1 pseudogene is annotated in these 543 nt (G+C 54.3%); it reads left to right on the forward strand.

The features are described 5' to 3' along the window. Positions 1-543 (forward strand): annotated as a pseudogene (locus ACLJNW_RS23075) (IS3 family transposase); the annotation flags it as partial.

Here is a 543-nt window from a genome sequence, read left to right on the forward strand (position 1 = left end):
CCTGAAAAATGATTACGGTGTATCGGTCGTAAAAAAGCGATCCGGCAAGTCCTCTCGCAAGGTCAAGTCGCAGGACTGAGCATTGCCAGGGCTTGTCAGTTTCTTGGCATGAGCCGACAGGCTTACTACAAGCGCAATCGAGCTGCTGATAGCAAAGCACGCCAGGCAGATCGGGTTGTCGAATTTGTTCAACAAATCCGGATACGTCAGCCACGACTAGGCACACGAAAGCTGCACTATCTGCTGCATTGCCAGCCTGATAGGCGGCTCCAAATTGGCCGAGACCGACTATTTCAGGTCCTGGGAGAGCGCCGTTTGCTGGTGTTGCCCAAGCGGGCGTATCACAAGACAACACAAAGCTTTCACCGCTTCTACCGCCATCCGAACCTACTCAAGTCAGGCCCGAACCAGGTTGTCCCGTCAGGACCGGAGCACGTTTGGGCGGCGGACATTACTTACCTGCCAGCCTGTAGCGGCCCGCTGTACCTAAGCCTGGTAACGGATGCGTATTCCAGAAAAATTGTTGGCCACCATGTGCATGAA

Source organism: Salmonella sp. SAL4457, assembly GCF_046548235.1.
Lineage (GTDB): Bacteria > Pseudomonadota > Gammaproteobacteria > Enterobacterales > Enterobacteriaceae > Salmonella > Salmonella enterica.